13 protein-coding genes and 1 pseudogene are annotated in these 14,115 nt (G+C 63.1%); 7 read left to right on the top strand and 7 right to left on the bottom strand.

Going from position 1 to position 14,115, the window contains the following annotated elements:
• Positions 1 to 19 precede the first annotated feature (19 nt).
• The 3 genes from AO692_RS09515 to AO692_RS09505 all read left to right on the top strand — a co-directional run bounded on the left by AO692_RS09515 (position 20) and on the right by AO692_RS09505 (position 3,556).
• Entirely contained in the window at positions 20 to 1,201 is a 1,182-nt protein-coding gene (locus AO692_RS09515; protein WP_244483301.1) for a polysaccharide biosynthesis/export family protein, read from the top strand.
• A 97-nt stretch (positions 1,202 to 1,298) separates the two neighbouring features.
• The gene (locus AO692_RS09510; protein ID WP_054309820.1) at positions 1,299 to 2,558 is read left to right on the top strand and encodes an O-antigen ligase; all 1,260 of its coding nucleotides are present in this window, start codon (positions 1,299 to 1,301) and stop codon (positions 2,556 to 2,558) included.
• Entirely contained in the window at positions 2,555 to 3,556 is a 1,002-nt protein-coding gene (locus AO692_RS09505) for an acyltransferase (protein ID WP_054309819.1), read from the top strand. Before AO692_RS09510 ends, AO692_RS09505 begins: the two co-directional genes overlap by 4 nt.
• Positions 3,557 to 3,636: 80 nt before the next feature.
• Here the strand turns inward: AO692_RS09505 and AO692_RS09500 are convergent, their stop codons facing one another.
• The 6 genes from AO692_RS09500 to AO692_RS09475 are packed head-to-tail and all read right to left on the bottom strand — an operon-like array spanning position 3,637 to position 9,494.
• Positions 3,637 to 4,953 carry an ArgE/DapE family deacylase gene (locus AO692_RS09500; RefSeq protein WP_054309818.1) on the bottom strand — a complete coding sequence of 439 codons (1,317 nt, stop codon included), beginning with the start codon at positions 4,951 to 4,953 and terminating at the stop codon, positions 3,637 to 3,639.
• A 3-nt stretch (positions 4,954 to 4,956) separates the two neighbouring features.
• A complete protein-coding gene (locus AO692_RS09495) occupies positions 4,957 to 5,913 on the bottom strand; it encodes an ABC transporter permease (protein WP_054309848.1) in 957 nt (318 codons plus the stop codon).
• Positions 5,910 to 6,887 carry an ABC transporter permease gene (locus AO692_RS09490; protein WP_082407277.1) on the bottom strand — a complete coding sequence of 326 codons (978 nt, stop codon included), beginning with the start codon at positions 6,885 to 6,887 and terminating at the stop codon, positions 5,910 to 5,912. Before AO692_RS09490 ends, AO692_RS09495 begins: the two co-directional genes overlap by 4 nt.
• 13 nt (positions 6,888 to 6,900) lie before the next feature.
• Positions 6,901 to 7,884, bottom strand: a complete 984-nt coding sequence (locus AO692_RS09485; protein WP_054309817.1) for an autoinducer 2 ABC transporter substrate-binding protein — start codon at positions 7,882 to 7,884, stop codon at positions 6,901 to 6,903.
• Between the two features lie 28 nt (positions 7,885 to 7,912).
• Entirely contained in the window at positions 7,913 to 8,683 is a 771-nt protein-coding gene (locus tag AO692_RS09480) for an ATP-binding cassette domain-containing protein (protein ID WP_054309816.1), read from the bottom strand.
• Between the two features lie 31 nt (positions 8,684 to 8,714).
• Entirely contained in the window at positions 8,715 to 9,494 is a 780-nt protein-coding gene (locus tag AO692_RS09475) for a glutamine amidotransferase (RefSeq protein WP_054309815.1), read from the bottom strand.
• 324 nt (positions 9,495 to 9,818) lie between these two features.
• Between AO692_RS09475 and AO692_RS09470 the strand changes: the two genes are divergently transcribed.
• Complete coding sequence (locus tag AO692_RS09470; RefSeq protein WP_082407276.1) at positions 9,819 to 10,859, top strand: LacI family DNA-binding transcriptional regulator; 1,041 nt, start codon at positions 9,819 to 9,821, stop codon at positions 10,857 to 10,859.
• 27 nt (positions 10,860 to 10,886) lie between these two features.
• On the opposite strand, the gene AO692_RS09465 is transcribed toward AO692_RS09470, so the two are convergent.
• The gene (locus AO692_RS09465; RefSeq protein WP_082407275.1) at positions 10,887 to 11,747 is read right to left on the bottom strand and encodes a TetR/AcrR family transcriptional regulator; all 861 of its coding nucleotides are present in this window, start codon (positions 11,745 to 11,747) and stop codon (positions 10,887 to 10,889) included.
• A 36-nt stretch (positions 11,748 to 11,783) separates the two neighbouring features.
• Here AO692_RS09465 and AO692_RS09460 point away from each other — a divergent pair, with 36 nt between their 5' ends.
• From AO692_RS09460 to AO692_RS33660, 3 genes and pseudogenes are all read left to right on the top strand, one after another.
• Entirely contained in the window at positions 11,784 to 13,037 is a 1,254-nt protein-coding gene (locus AO692_RS09460; RefSeq protein WP_054309813.1) for a sarcosine oxidase subunit beta family protein, read from the top strand.
• Positions 13,038 to 13,048: 11 nt separating this feature from the next.
• Positions 13,049 to 13,318: a sarcosine oxidase subunit delta gene (locus tag AO692_RS09455; protein WP_054309812.1), complete on the top strand. Its 270-nt coding sequence runs from the start codon at positions 13,049 to 13,051 to the stop codon at positions 13,316 to 13,318.
• Positions 13,315 to 14,115 (top strand): annotated as a pseudogene (locus AO692_RS33660) (FAD-dependent oxidoreductase); the annotation flags it as partial. The gene AO692_RS09455 and the pseudogene AO692_RS33660, both read left to right, overlap by 4 nt.

Genomic DNA, 14,115 nt, shown 5'->3' with positions numbered 1-14,115 from the left:
GTTGGCGACATTTGCTTCTGTGGCCGCCGACAACTATCGGCTCGACGCCATGGACAAGCTGCGCATCCGGGTTGCCGAATGGCAGAGTGCCGAGGGCGCGGTCCGCGACTGGGCGACCATCAGCGGCGACTACAGCGTGAACCCTTCAGGAGGGGTTTCGCTTCCCTTCGTCGGTGAACTCGACGTCAAGGGCAAAACCACGACCGAAGTGGCGACAGCCATTGCCGCTGGTCTGCAACAGAAACTTGGCCTGCCCGACCGGCCGGAAGCATCGGTCGAAATTGCTGAATATCGTCCGGTCTTCCTCGCTGGTGATGTCCAGACACCCGGTAAATATCCCTATGCGCCGGGGCTCACTGTATTGAAGGCGATGAGCCTTGCGGGCGGCCTGCGCCGCTCCGACAATGGCGGGCAGGGCGGCGTGCGCGATTTCATCCAGGCGCAAGGTAACTACGATGTCCTGGTCGCGCAGCGGAATGGTCTGCTGGCGCGCCGTGCGCGCTTGATCGCCGAGGGCGAAAACAAGGACCAGATCGACTTTCCCCAGGAGCTCAACAAAACCGACGTCGGCCGCAAACTGATGAGCGACGAGACTGCACTGAAGGAGGCCCGCGAAAAGCGCCTGCGCCTGCAACTCACGGCGCTGGACGATCTGAAGAGGCTGCTCCAGTCCGAGATCGAATCGCTGGCAAAGAAGATCGTTACGCAGAACCGTCAGGTCGAGCTGTCGAAGGAAGAATTGAAAGGCATCAGCGGCCTCGCCGAGAAGGGCCTCGTCGTCAACCAACGCATCCTGAACCTCGAGCGGACCAGTGCCGAACTGGAGGGCCAGGTGCTCGACCTGGAAACCGCCAGCCTGCGCGCCAAGCAGGACATCTCCAAGGCAACGCAGGATGCGACCAAACTGCAAAATGACCGCGATACCGAGGTCGCGCAGAGCCGCCAGCAGACCGAGGCCGATCTTGAGGAGATGAATTTCAAGATGGGCATGTATTCGGGCCTCATGACCGAGGCGATGTCGAGGGCACCGGATGCCGCTCGCACCGCAGCCAACGGCGCAGAGCCTGTCATCAATTACGCGATCGTGCGAACGGGTGACGATGGCCAGGCGAATGAAACCGCGGCCGACGAGAATACGCAGATACTGCCCGGTGACGTGGTCAAGATCGAGATCGCCGGCCCTCGCGTGACGTCCAACTGAGGCCGTTGCAAGGGCGGAATATGGGTAGGGTCTCTGGACCGGCGTCGCCAGCGGGCGGCGCCGTCAATTCCAGGCGCGCCCGTAGCGGAGCGATATCATGAAGATCGCCAAAGCATTGCTTGTGAATCCGGACCGTAATTTCTGGTACGGCGCCGGCGCGGTCGCCGTGTCGATCTTTGTGTTCGCCTATTCGACACGCTTCGGACAGGTTTCCATTCTCGCCTACTATGCCTGCTGGCTGCCGCTGGTGTTCGTCGATTATAAAAAGGCACTGGGCGATTATCGCCGTTTTTTCTGGATCATCGCCTTCGCTGTTCTGGCGTGCCTGTCCGTGTTCTGGTCGGCAGCGCCCGGCGTGACTGCGCGTGCAGGCGTGCAACTGCTATCCCATGTCATCTGTGCGTTGATCGCGGCGCGCACAGTTTCGGTTCGCACGCTCAATATCGGTGCGCTGGGCGGCATCCTTATGGTGGTGCTCTTTTCGATTGCCTTCGGTCAGTACAATCTGGATCCGATCGACGGCACCTACAGTTTTGTCGGCGCGTTTTCGTCGAAGAACCAGCTCGGCCTTTTCTCGTCACTTGGCATCTACTTCGCCTTCACGGCAGTCGCGGTCCAGCACGAGCGTGGGCTCTGGCGGTTGCTGGCGATCTTCTGCGGCCTGTTGTGCGCCTACACCTTGCTCGCCGCCCAGTCGGCAACCTCGGTGCTCGCGATAGGGGCGACGCTCGCCATGCTGATCTCCTTGAAGCTTGCGATGATGTTTTCACCGTCCGCCCGCAAGGGTGGGCTGGTTGCCGGCATGGCTGTCGGCCTGCTCCTCACTTTTGTTGCGCTCAACATGGGTGCGGCCGATGCGGTGCTTGGCGCCTTCGGCAAGGATTCGACCCTGACGGGGCGAACCTATCTCTGGCAGCAGGGCTGGGAGGCTGCCATGCAGTCCCCCTGGTTCGGCGTCGGCTACCAGGCCTATTGGGTGCAAGGCTTCTCGGAAGCCGAGCGACTGTGGGACGAATTCTATATCGGTTCCCGAGCCGGCTTCCATTTCCATAACACCTATATCGAAGTGCTGGTGGAACTCGGACTTGCGGGCATCCTCGCGATCGCGGTGCTGTTGGTGCGCGTTCCCTTCGGCTTGCTGCTTCGCCTGATCGATGCGCGACGGGATCCGGCCTCCTTCACCTTGCTCGGCATTGCTGTGATGTTCCTGATCCGCTCCTTCGTCGAGGTGGATGTCATCAATCCTTATGTCGTCGGTTCCTTCCTGGTCTACTACGCGGCGGGACAATTGGTGCTGCCGCGACGGACCACGTCCACCGCGACGGCGCCATACCTGCTGCGGCAGAGCGCGGCATGACCAAGCTCTACGGCATTCAATATCTGCGGGCCGCCGCGGCGCTGGGCGTGGTCGTCTTCCATGCCGCCGAACGCAATGGCGGTCATTTCACCATCGGCGCCGCAGGCGTCGACGTTTTCTTCGTCGTCTCGGGCTTTATCATGTGGGTGCTGGCCGAGACGCGGCAGCCCTCGCCGGTGGCGTTCCTGAGGGAACGGGTCGAACGCATCGTGCCGCTCTACTGGATCGCGACGGCGGTGATGGTGGCGGGAGGTCTGGCTGGCCTGTTTCCCAACATGAAGCTCACCGCCTTCCACGTTTTTGGCTCGTTCGGCTTCATTCCGCACGTCTCGCCCAGCGACGGCGGCACCTGGCCGGTGCTGGTGCAAGGCTGGACCTTGAACTACGAGATGTTTTTCTACGTGCTGTTCGCGGCGGTCCTGTTCCTGCCGGCGGCGAGGCGTTTTCCGGTGCTCGCGCTCGTCTTCGGTGCACTGGTTTGCCTCGGCTTGGCCCTGCAGCCGGATGGCCCCATGCTGCGCACCTATACAAGTCCCCTGATGGCGGAATTCCTGATTGGGGCGGCGATCGGAAAATTATGGCTGGCACATCGAATGCCGCCAGCCACGCTGGGAACTCCCCTGGTCGTCGCGTCGATAGCAGGTTTCGCGCTGGTTGGGTTCGGCCACCTTCCCTACGGGCCGGCTACACTGGCACCCTTGTCAGGCATGCTTCTGGTCGGTGTGTTGTGCGTCGAAAAGGCCGGGCGCGTGCAGCACATGCGTGCGCCGACTTATCTCGGCGACGCCTCCTATTCGATCTATCTCTGGCACACGATTGCGATCTCTGTCGTCGTCAAGGCGAGTGGGATCCTAGGTTTGCCGGCATTGCCTGCATTCATCCTGTCGATCATCGCTGGAACCATAGCGGGACTTATCTGCCACGAATTGCTGGAGAAACCGATTGCCGCCTGGTTCAAAGCGCGACGCCGGCACCGGAAGGTCCGGTACGCGGCGTAGACCGTAGCGAATTGGAATGGGTCGCGAGGACTGATTTCTTCGCGTCCGCCGCAGCGTGGACTGCTGCGACGATTTTTCTCCTACCGACACCAGCGTTGGATAGTCAGTGCGATGGCCTTGGTGCAGTCAATGAGATCGCGCACCGAGACGCGCTCGTTGGGCTGATGCGACTGTGCCGGATCGCCGGGTCCGAAATTGACGGTCGGCGTGTTGCCAAGCCCGGTCGGCAGGCCGATATCGCTGTGCGCGCCGAAGCCCGACAGTTTTGGTGACAGCCCCGCGATTCCGACTGCACCCTGGAAGGTCTGCACGAAGGGATGGTCTGCCGGCACCTCCGCGCAGTCCGCGTCGAGGATCCATTCCACCCGTGCCGGATGCGCGCGCAGGTACGGGTCGGCCTGGCAGACATTGGCGACGTGCTCCTCGATCTCGCGCTTCACCTTGCCGCCCAGGGCGAACTCGTCCTTCTCGTGCGGCAGGTATTGGGCATCGATGATGATCTCGGCGCGGCCGGCGGTGGAGGAAGGGTGTTCGCCGGCGTTGATCTGCGTCACCATGATCTGGTTCGGCATATCCATGAGCGGATGCGTCTTCCTGGGGTCGAACATCCAGCGGCGGTTGAGGATGTCGATGCCGTCGAGCATCTGTCGGCACAACTGCACCGCGTCGACGGGTCCGCTCGAATACCACGCATTGGGCGTGAGCTCGGCGTGGCCGCCGATGCCGTCGAGGACGATGCGGCCCCACAGGATGCCATGGCACAACGGCGCGATGCGGTTGGCGGTCGGCTCGGTCATGATGCCGGCATCGGCCCGGAAACCGCGATCGACCATGGCGAGCGAGCCCATGCCACCGATCTCCTCGTCGACCACGGTGGTGAAGACGACATCGCCGGAAAGCGGGATATCGAGTTCCTTCAGGATCTCGACCGCCATCAGCATGCAGGCGACGCCGCCTTTCATGTCGACGGTGCCGCGGCCATGCAGGAAGCCGTCCTTCAGCACGGGCTCGAACGGATCGGTCTGCCAGTGCTCGCGCGCGCCCGGCGGCACGACATCGATATGGCCGGTCAGCATGATCGATTTGCCGCCGCCGGTGCCTTTCAGCGTTCCGCCGAGATTGGGGCGACCTTCGAAGGTGCGGCCCTTGTTGGCGCCGGGACGCCCCTTGTACTTCTCATAGAGAGCGGGGCCGTCCGGATCCCATAGATCCGTGGTGAAGCCGAGCTTCTCCAGCCGTTGCTGCAGATAGAGCTGGCAGTCGCGTTCGCCAGGGCCTGCCTTGGTGGGGTCGGACATGACAATCGAGGGGAAGGAAACCAGCGCGCTCAGCGTTTCGACAATACGGTCGCTGCGCGCTTCCACCTGATCTGCAATTCTTTCTTCGATGGACGCCATCAATCATCTCCAACGTTGTGAAAGGCGGTCGGCGAGAAGCACGAAGATCAGCAGCGCGCCGACGATGCCGACCTGCCAGACCGTGTTGACGTTGAGCTGCAGCAGCCCGGTCTTGAGAGTGACCAGCAGGACCACGGCAGCGAGAACGCCGCCGACGCCGCCTCGACCACCGAAGATCGCGATGCCGCCGAGCATGGCCGCGGTCAGCGATTCCAGCTCGAGGTTCTGGCCGATATTGGGCCGTCCGCTGCCGAACCACGCCAGCGACACCAGCCCGGCAACGCCGGCGAGCATTCCGCTCAGTCCGTAGAGGATGAGACGCGTGCGATCGACCGGAATGCCGACGAGGCGCGCGGACCGTTCGTTGAAGCCCATGGCATAGATCCAGCGGCCCCAGGCGGTGAAGACAAGCACGATGCCGGCCAGCACAAAGGCAGGCAAGGCTGCCGAGACGAACGGCAGCGGAACGCCGCCCAAGGTGCCGCGCCCCCACGGCAACAGCCATTGCGGCACGCCTGGTTGGGGCGCGCCTCCGGTCAGCGCCAGCGCCAGGCCGGAATAGGCGAAGAAGGTTCCCAAGGTGGCGATCAGCGGCAGGATGGCGAGCCGCGTGACCAGCAGGCCGTTGAAAAGGCCAAGCAGCAACCCCGCAACGATGCAGGCGACCGGCAGGAGCAAGGGCGGCATTCCCGCCTTGAGCGCCAGCATGGCGAGGATTGCCGAAAGGGACACGCTGCCGCCGACCGAAAGGTCGATGCCGGCGCCGCCCGCAAGGATGACCAGCGCCTGGCCGAGCGCGGCAAGAGCCAGGATCGTCGAGAACTGGAGGACGGTGGTCATCGTGGCTGCACTCAACGCCGTCGGCTTGAGCACGAACAGGCCGCCGAGAACCACCACCCACAGGACGGCGAGGATCGCCAGCACCAGCGCCGGCCCATGAAGACTGCGCAACCGGTTCATCTGCTGGCCCATCCCAGTTTCGAGAAAGACAAACGACCAGCCAGGACTTCGAGGCTGAGCACGGCGATCAGCAAACCACCTGTGACGACCGTCTGCCAGAGCGACGGCACCCCGATCAGCAGCAAGCCATTCTGCAGGATGCGCAGGAGCAGGACACCGAGGACCGTTCCGACGAGGGAACACCGTCCACCCAGAATGGAAGTCCCACCCAGGACCACCGCCGCGATCGCGTCGAGCGCCAGTGTGCTGCCGGTGCTCATTTCGACGTTTCTGTAGGTCGCGACGTAGAAGGTTGCGGCAAGCCCGGCCAGCATGCCGCTGATGACAAAGGCCGCAAAACGCACCTTGATCACGGAGATGCCGGAGAGCCTGGCCTTTTCCTCGGAATTGCCGATGGCAAGCAGATGCAGGCCGAAAGGCGTGCGCCGCAAGGCCAGCCACACGGCAAGGTAAGCCAGGGCAATCATCCAGAACGAGAGCGGCACGCCGGCAAGGCCAGTGCCGAGCATTTCGGTGAGACCTGTCGGCAGGCCGGAAAGCCACTGTCCTCCCAGCACGACGAATATCGCCGTGCGATAGATACCGAGCAGGCCGAGCGTGCCGACAATGGCCGGGATGCGGCCGAGCACCACCACCGCCGCCGTCACGAGGCCGAGCAGTGCGCCTGTCAGAGGCCCGATCACGGCGGCAAGGGCCGGATCGAGGTCGGCACCCAAGGCACGGCCGACCGCGATGGCCGACAGGCCCATGACGACACCGATCGAAACGTCGATGCCGCCCATAGCAAGCAGCAGCGTCATGCCGAGACCGATCAGCAGCAGCTCGACGCTGTTGCGCATGATGGTCGCGGCATTCTCCGGCGTGGCGAACACCGGTGACGCTGACGCAAAGGCGATGGTTATGACCACGCATGCCGCGAGCAGGATAAGTTCGCGGCCCGTCAGCATGGACATGGCCCGGTTCAGACGGCGCATGGGTTCTCCCGCGTCAGAAGTCGAACTTGTCGACATTCTCGGCCGTGAAGATCGCGGGCGGGCCAAGCAGCAGGATGCCCTTTTCGGCATCATAGGTGACCGGTTCGGCAAAACCGGGCACGGTGTTCGAGGCCTCGAACTTCTTGCCATCGATCAGCTGCTTGCCAGCCCATACGGTGAGATAGCCGAGCTGCGAGGGATCCCACAGCACGCTGAAGCCGAAGGCACCGCTCTTGATGTAGGAACGCGCGGTGTTGGGGCTGCAGTAGCCGGTGCCAACCACCTTGCCGATCTTGCCGGCGGTCTCGATGGCCTGCGCCACACCGGGACAGGTGCTGGACGCCACCGCGATCAGGCCCTTCAGGTCGGGATTGGCGGCAATCAGGTCGCTCGATATCTGTGCGGCGCGCTGGGCTGTTCCGCCGGCGAATTGTGGTTCGAGCAGGACCAGCTTGGGATATTTTTCCGCCGCCCGCTTCTTCATGAACCCGATCCAGGCGTTCAGGTTGGTTGCGGTCGCCTCGCCCGAAACGATGCCGACCTTGGCATCGTCACCAACCCGCTTGACCAGTTCGTCGACAATGGCATAGCCGAGCCCTTCATCGGTAGCCTGCGCCACATAGACGGCGCGGCCGCTGTCGGGTGCATCGCTGTCGCTGGTGAACAGCTTGATGCCCTTTGCTTCGGCCGCCTGGACGACCGGCGCGATGCTCGACGCATCGAGCACGCTGACGGAGATGGCGTTGACGCCTTCGTCGATCAGGTTCTGTACGATCTGCAACTGGTCGATCGGATTGGCGTCGACAGGGCCGGTGTAGACGAAGTCCACGCCAAGCTCGGCACCCGCCTTCTTGCCGCCGGCCTCCATCGCATTGAAATAGGGGATGCCTATGAGCTGCGGGACGAAGGCCACTTTCGGCTTGTCCTGCGCCATGGCAGCCGTGGCAACGGCAAGGATCGCCGAAGCGGCCAGGGCCCGTGCGAGATGTTTCAGCATGGTGTTCCTCTCTGGGTTGGACGTGCTGCTATTGTGCTTTTTCCAGCGCCCGCACGTCGGGGTGAGCGCCTGTTATCAGAGCGACGATTTCCTCGGGCTCGGTCTCGGCGCGCAGCCGCTCGGCCACCTTGCGCCCGCGCCGGAACACGACCATGCGATCGGCAACCTCGAAGACATCGGAAATGTTGTGGCTGATCAGCACGACCGCGCAGCCGCGCTCCGCCAGCTTGCGGATCAGGGCCAGAACCTTGCGGGTTTCGGCGACGGCAAGGGCGGCCGTCGGCTCGTCCATGATCACCAGTTTGGCATTCAGATTGAGAGCCCGGCAGATGGCGACCGACTGGCGCTGGCCGCCGGAGAGGCTGCCCACGGGCGCTTCCGGGTCCGAGATATGCGCGTCGAGCTCTTTCAGAAGCTCCGCGACCCGCTGCTTCATCTCCTTGCGTCGCAGGAACGGGACCCCAAGCACCGATTGCTTCAGCTCGCGGCCGAGATAGACATTCTCCGAGATGGACAGGTTTTCCGAGAGGGCCAATTCCTGGAAAATCGTGGCGATGCCGGAGGCAGCCGCGTCCTTCGGGGAGGCGAAGGACACCGGCTGCCCCGCGACGAGGATCTGGCCTTCGCTTGGAGGGTGCGCTCCGGCCAGAACCTTGATGAAGGTGGATTTGCCGGCGCCGTTGTCGCCCAAAAGGGCGAGAACCTCTCCGGCGCGGATTTCCAGATCGACATCCGAAAGGGCCGTCAGACCGCCGAACCGTTTGGCGATGCCTTTGGCAATCAGGAATGCTTCGGACATGTCTTCTCCTCCCACGTCCCGATCGGCCCTGTCAGAGCCGGGTCAGCCAGCCGAGCGCATTGCGCCACAAGGCGGTGTAGCCCGGCCAGTCTGAAAAGGATGCCGGAAGCCAGTGCGGGCTGACATCGGACATCCAGGCCAGCGTCCGGCCGTTTCCGAACGCTCCGGTGACCAGAAGCGGATGACCGCCCTGGTCCTCGGGCAGGCTGGCCAGAACCTCGATGCCCGCTTCCGGCTTCAGGCGCACCTCGTTGGCGCCGAGCAAAAGTGGCCATTTGCCATCCAATCCGTTTAGGATCGGATGGTTGCTGTCGGTGTCGACGACGGCGCTGAAACCTTCGGGTACTTCGATGCGGTCGTCGTAGGGCAGGCATTCCACCGGCAGGACATCTTCGACCGGAGTGCGGCGCCAACGCGCGCGCCCGTCGATGCCCTGGAACGAGAAATAACCGCCGATCATCGCGAGGCCGCCGCCCTGTGCGGTCCACTCCTTCAGGAGCTTGAGCCTGTTGGGCACCGTCTTGCCGTGCAGCCAGACATCGGGATGCAGAAGCAGCGACGAGGCGCCGATGTCGGAAAGCAAGATCGCGTCATAGGCGTTCAGCCCGTCGAGGTCGAAAGGCAGTTTCTCGACGGCCTCGTGCGCCGGCATGTGGGTGAGGTCGAATGCGCTGCCCTGGAGCGCTTTGATCAGCGGCTCAGCGCCGGAATGAAAGGTGACGCTACCGAACTGGTCGAAACCTTTGAAATGGGTTGCCGAGCTCAACCAGGTCTCGCCGACGAGCAGCACTTTCTTTTTCGTATTGGACAAGGCTTCGATCTCCCATCAATTCCATTCGCCCCATTCGGCAGCGAATTTTGGACAGGCAGACGGGTAAAGTCTTCCTGAACCGTTTCAGGTTTGAAGCCTGCCGCAACAATCGGTGTGTTGCAATAGTCTTGGTTCAAAATTTTTCCGAGATTGACAAATCGAAATGAACCGGTTCAAGTTTGATATCGGTATGAGGAGCCGAAAGCGTATGACCGACGAGGCAGCCGGATATCCACTCGCCCTTGGAAATCTCCTTCAAAAGCGCGTAGTTGACTTGGCCGGCGCGATCTTGCGCCGAGACATGGTTCGAGGCCCGCAGCAGACATGAGTGGATCGAGATCTTCGGGCAACGGCCGGCCCACCATTCGCGATGTGGCCCGCGAGGCGGGCGTTTCGATCGGCACGGTCAGCGCCGTCATCAACGAGCGTGGCCAGGTCGCGGAAGAAACCCGGCGCCATGTCCAGCGCTTCATAGCCGAGCTCGGTTTTGAGCCGAACAACACCGCCCGCAGCCTCAAGCGCCGGCGCATCTCCTCGATCGGCTTTGTCGTGCCCGACCTCGACAACCCCTTCTTCGCCGCGGTGGCGGAGGGCGTCCAGCGCGGCATAGGGGACAACGACATCCTGCTGATGCTGTGCATCACCTGGTCGCAGACCGAGCGCGAGGAGTATTTCGCGCGCATCCTGCGCACGCAGCGGCTGGACGGCGTCATCTATCTGACCGGCACCGGTTTTCCCAGTTCCTCGCTTCTGGAGCTCGCCCGAGCCGGATCGGTCGTCTTTGTCGATGAAGTGCTGCCCGGCATCGACGTGCCTTTCGTGTCGAGCAGCAATCTGGCCGGCGCACGCGCCATCGCCAGGCATGTCATCGATCGGGGCCACAGGCGGATCGCCATCGTCGGTGGCCCGCCGCGGCTGTGGACGAGCGAGCAGAGACTGGCGGGGTTTCGCGAGTCGCTGGCGGCGGCAGGCATCGATACCGACGCGGCCCCTTACGTCGCGGGCGACTACAGCGAGCGCTCCGGCTATCTGGCCGCGGCCAGGTTCCTGGCCGGGGCGCATCAGGAATGGCCCACCGCCATCCTGTGCGCCAACGACCTGATGGCGATCGGCGTGATGCGCTACTGCCGCGAGCACGATATCGCCATTCCGGCAGAACTCAGCATCACCGGCTTCGACGATATCGCCGCCGCCGAATTGCTGCAGCCTTCCCTGACCACCGTGGCGCAACCGGGCCTGGATATGGGGCGCGCGGCGGCCGAGTTGCTGCTCTACCGGACCGGTGTCAGGCCGGAGCCTCCGGCAACCACACATTTCCAGACCTCGGTGCGCATCCGCAATTCGGTGGCTCGACCTGCAGCTTGATAGTTTTCTCCCTGGGCTCGACCAGCGCTAGTCGATCGTCATCTTGTCGACCTCCGCATTTCCCGCGAGGATGCGCAGATACATTGGAAACATCTCCCGGCGGGCTTGCTGGTCTTCCCTGATGCCCAGCGTGTAGTAGCCGACCTGATGATAGTAGGTGATCCGGGCGCGAACTTTCGCTTCGTATGCCGGGTAGCCCATTTCGACGAAGACCTGTTCGAAAAGGCTCATCCGAAAATCATCGATTGCGGTCAGTTTCTTGGCCACGGCCCGCGCACTGCGGGCCCAATCGCGCATCGCAGAATCGAAGTGCCAGTCGAAGTCCTTTTCCTCCAGCCACAACTTGGCCATCTCCAGATATTTCTCGGCCGCGCCGAGGTCCGGACGCCGGACGATTTCCTCGAACGGCTTGGTGTTCTGCGACTCCCAAAGCTCGATGAGTGCGGACAGCACTTCGGCTCTGTTCTGGAAGTGCCAATAGAAGCTGCCGCGCGTTATCTTGAGACGGTTGGCGATGAGATCGATCTTGACGGCGTGAACGCCCCCCTTGATGAGCGCCTCGCGCGCCGCATGGACCCAATCCATCCGCCCCAGGCGTTCCGCACGGTCTTTCTTGGGCAGTACCGCCTTGGAGCGCTTGCGGCTTCGTGGTGACACTGTTGTCATGATGTCATCTCCAGAAGAGTGACACGCTGCTAAACCATCAGCTTGAAAATCGGAACCGATTTTCGAGCTTTCAATCCCGACAGGTCGGTGCGCGCCCAGAATAGCCCGGTTGAACGTCGTTGACAGTACAATACAGCACTGTATGGTTTTGATCATATCGAGGTGGCGGCACATAGGTGGTTGTTTGCACATTTCCCGTTCCGTAAGCCAGGCTCGGGCCATGAGCGGCCGCTCCTGCGCGACTGGAGTTGCCAGTTCATGACCCGCCGCTATTCCGCCCTTTCCTTGCTCAAGGAAGGGCTTGCCGGCCAGAAGGGCTGGGAACCGGCCTGGCGTTCGCCGCAGCCACGAAAAACCTATGACGTGATCATCGTCGGGGGTGGTGGCCATGGGCTGGCGACCGCCTATTACCTGGCGAAGAACCACGGCATCACCGATGTGGCGGTGCTCGAGAAAGGCTGGATCGGTGGCGGTAACACCGGCCGCAACACCACCGTGGTCCGCTCCAACTACTATTATCCGGAAAGCGTCGCACTGTACGGCCTGGCGCACCGGCTCTACGAAAACCTGTCGCACGAGCTGAACTACAACGTCATGTTTTCGCAGCGCGGCATGGTCACGCTTTGCCATAGCGCGGCTGAGATGGAGATCGCCGCGCGTATCGCCAACGCCATGCAGATCAACGGCACCGATGCCGAATTGCTTTCTGCGGAAGACGTGCGCCGTGTCCTGCCGATCTACAACTTCGCGCCGGAGGCTCGTTTTCCCGTCTTCGGCGGCATCCAACAGAAACGTGCCGGCACCGCTCGTCACGATGCGGTTGCCTGGGGCTATGCACGAGCGGCAAGCCGCCTGGGTGTCGACATCATACAGAATTGCGAGATCACCAATTTCGTCGTCGAAGGCGGGCGCTGTCGCGGTGTCGAGACAACGCGCGGCACCATCCGTTCCGATCGCGTCGGCATGGCGGTGGCGGGTCATTCCTCGGTGCTCGCCGCCAAGGCCGGTTTCCGTCTGCCGATCAATTCCTATGCCCTGCAGGCCTGTGTTTCGGAACCGGTCAAGCCGATCCTTGATACGGTGGTGCTTTCACCCGGCACTGGTGTCTATGCCAGCCAGTCGGACAAGGGCGAGCTGGTCATCGGCGGGGGGCTGGACCGCGTGCCTTCCTATGGTCAGCGCGGCAATCTGCCGACGCTGGAGGGCGTGATCGCCGGTTTCCTGGAAATGTTCCCGGTCTTCGGCCAGCTCCGCCTGATGCGGCAATGGGCCGGTATCGTCGATGTCGTGCCGGATTCGTCGCCCATTATCGGCGAGTCTCCCTTGTCCGGCTTGTTCCTGAATTGCGGCTGGGGCACTGGCGGCTTCAAGGCCATTCCTGCCGGCGGCACGCTGCTTGCCCATCTGCTGGCGAGCGGCAAGCACCACGACATCAGCCGCCCGTTCGATCTCGATCGCTTCTCGAGCGGCCGGCTGCTGGACGAAGCGGCCGGCTCCGGCATCGCGCATTAGGATCCGACATCATGCAGCTTTTCACCTGTCCGTTCTGCGGACCGCGCCCCGAGACCGAATTCCACTATGGCGGCGAGCACGGCAACCTGCGGCCTGACGGCGCCGACGTAGGCGCCGAGCGTTGGGCCGACTATCTTTATATGCGCTCCAATCCCAAGGGCGCGACGCGCGAGATCTGGGTTCACATGACTTGTGGCGAGTTCTTCGCGATGGAGCGCGACACCGTCACTCACAAGCTTGCGTCATCCAGTGCGTCGGGTCTTGCGGAGCAGGGCGAATGAGTGTGCTTCGCCTTGCCTCCGGTGGCAGCGCCATTGATCGCTCGCGACCGCTTTCGTTCAGCTTCGACGGACGCACGATCCAGGCCTATGCCGGCGATACCATCGCTTCCGCGCTGCTGGCTGCGGATGTCGCGGTCGTCGGCCGCAGCTTCAAATACCATCGCCCGCGCGGCATCTGGGGCGCCGGCGTCGAGGAGCCGAACGCGCTGATCGACGTCGTCGGAAACCAGCACCGCGCGCCCAACACACGCGCCACCACCGAACCGGCCAGCGATGGGTTGATCACCCGTAGCGTCAACGCCTCGCCGAACGCGGCAGCCGACCGCAACGCCTTCCTCGACCGTTTCGCCCGCTTCATCCCGGCCGCCTTCTACTACAAGACCTTCATGTGGCCAGACTGGCACCTGTTCGAGCCACGTGTCCGCGCCATGGCCGGGCTGGGCAGAGTGGACCCGGACTGGAAGCCGATCGGCTCGGCCGACCAGATCAATAGACACTGCGATGTGCTGGTTGTCGGCGCCGGTCCGGCGGGACTTGCGGCCGCGCGGTCGGCGGCCGGCTCCGGCAAATCCGTCATCCTTGTCGACGACCAGCCTCTCCCCGGCGGTTCGCTGCTGCATCGCGAAGCCGAAATCGACGGACAGCCGGCCGCGGCCTGGATCGACGCCACCATTGCCGAACTCAGCCAAGACGGTCATCCGGTGCTGACCTCGACCACCGCCTTCGGCATCTACGATCACAGTCTGGTCGGGCTGAATCAGCGCCACCATGACGGCCGGCCCGACACGCTGTGGCGG

This window comes from Mesorhizobium sp. 1M-11 (assembly GCF_001303895.1).
GTDB lineage: Bacteria > Pseudomonadota > Alphaproteobacteria > Rhizobiales > Rhizobiaceae > Mesorhizobium.
The sequence above is the reverse complement of the archived record's forward strand: the minus strand, read 5'-3'. Positions and strand labels throughout refer to the sequence as shown.

What these genes read in the sequence shown, in the direction of transcription:
- AO692_RS09505 (WP_054309819.1), top strand. Translation starts at nt 2,555, where the DNA reads ATGACCAAGCTCTACGGCATTCAATATCTGCGGGCCGCCGCGGCGCTG.
- AO692_RS09470 (WP_082407276.1), top strand. Translation starts at nt 9,819, where the DNA reads ATGAGTGGATCGAGATCTTCGGGCAACGGCCGGCCCACCATTCGCGAT.
- AO692_RS09465 (WP_082407275.1), bottom strand. Translation starts at nt 11,747, where the DNA reads ATGGCCCGAGCCTGGCTTACGGAACGGGAAATGTGCAAACAACCACCT.
- AO692_RS09495 (WP_054309848.1), bottom strand. Translation starts at nt 5,913, where the DNA reads ATGAACCGGTTGCGCAGTCTTCATGGGCCGGCGCTGGTGCTGGCGATC.
- AO692_RS09510 (WP_054309820.1), top strand. Translation starts at nt 1,299, where the DNA reads ATGAAGATCGCCAAAGCATTGCTTGTGAATCCGGACCGTAATTTCTGG.
- AO692_RS09500 (WP_054309818.1), bottom strand. Translation starts at nt 4,953, where the DNA reads ATGGCGTCCATCGAAGAAAGAATTGCAGATCAGGTGGAAGCGCGCAGC.
- AO692_RS09455 (WP_054309812.1), top strand. Translation starts at nt 13,049, where the DNA reads ATGCAGCTTTTCACCTGTCCGTTCTGCGGACCGCGCCCCGAGACCGAA.
- AO692_RS09480 (WP_054309816.1), bottom strand. Translation starts at nt 8,683, where the DNA reads ATGTCCGAAGCATTCCTGATTGCCAAAGGCATCGCCAAACGGTTCGGC.
- AO692_RS09485 (WP_054309817.1), bottom strand. Translation starts at nt 7,884, where the DNA reads ATGCTGAAACATCTCGCACGGGCCCTGGCCGCTTCGGCGATCCTTGCC.
- AO692_RS09490 (WP_082407277.1), bottom strand. Translation starts at nt 6,887, where the DNA reads ATGCGCCGTCTGAACCGGGCCATGTCCATGCTGACGGGCCGCGAACTT.
- AO692_RS09460 (WP_054309813.1), top strand. Translation starts at nt 11,784, where the DNA reads ATGACCCGCCGCTATTCCGCCCTTTCCTTGCTCAAGGAAGGGCTTGCC.